At 64.2% G+C, this 890-nt stretch carries 2 protein-coding genes; one reads left to right on the top strand and one right to left on the bottom strand.

What is annotated here, in order from left to right:
- A partial coding sequence (locus IVB32_RS18575; RefSeq protein ID WP_247410898.1) for a nuclear transport factor 2 family protein occupies window positions 1-200 on the top strand: 200 nt, incomplete at its 5' end.
- A gap of 68 nt (window positions 201-268) precedes the next feature.
- Here the strand turns inward: IVB32_RS18575 and IVB32_RS18580 are convergent.
- A partial coding sequence (locus tag IVB32_RS18580) for an HAD family hydrolase (RefSeq protein ID WP_247410899.1) occupies window positions 269-890 on the bottom strand: 622 nt, incomplete at its 5' end.

Here is an 890-nt window from a genome sequence, read left to right on the forward strand (position 1 = left end):
GCGCGGAACCGCAGGCCATCGTCGATGGCGACAGCGCGCGCGTGCTCTGCATCGAGATCGTCGACGGCACGGCATTGGCTGCGGCCAACCACTTTCGGCGCGTCGGCGACGACTGGCGCCTGGTGCACCACCAGTCCAGCCCGATCGCGCAGATTGTCGAGCAAGCTGAGGACGATAGAGCGAGCCACCGCGTCCATTGAGGGCGCCCGGCCCGCAGGCACATTCTACTGTGCATAGGGTTGTTTTTCAGTTTTTTTGTTTTGCCGCCTCACCCGAGCCCCGACAGATCATCCAGCACGACCCGCGCCTGGCTAAAATCGTCGTCCCGGAAGAACATGCTTCTGGTGATGAGCACGGGAATGTTCGCCCGCGAAGCTGCGGTCAGGCCGTTAGCGGAATCCTCGATCGCGACGCAGTCGGACGCGTTGAGCTTCAGCCGCGCCAGGCTCTCGACATAGACATCCGGCGCAGGCTTTTTGTGCTGCACGTCATCCCCGGCGACGATCGCATCAAAATCCGCGGCCCAGCCCTTTCCCAGGGCGCGCGACAGCAGCGCGTCGATGTTGGCGTGCGACGTGGTCGTCGCGATCGCGAGCCGCTGGCGGCGCGCCTTGGCAGCGACGAGGAGATCCGTCACCCCGGGCCGTAAGGGGCAGCAGCCGGTTTGGACCAGTTCGGCATAATGCGCGGTCTTGATGCGGTGGAGTTCCGCGATGTCCACATCCGATAATGGCGCGGCGATCCTCAGCCTTTCATGGTGGGCGCGAATGCGTTCCTTGCCGCCCGTGACCCGCAGCAGGTCCTTGTAGACGGCCCGATCCCATTGCCAATCGAGACCGTGGCGGGCGAAGGCATGGTTGAAGGCTTGCCGATGCAGCTCTTCGGTCTCA

The organism is Bradyrhizobium sp. 23 (assembly GCF_023073295.1).
Taxonomy (GTDB): domain Bacteria; phylum Pseudomonadota; class Alphaproteobacteria; order Rhizobiales; family Xanthobacteraceae; genus Bradyrhizobium; species Bradyrhizobium canariense_D.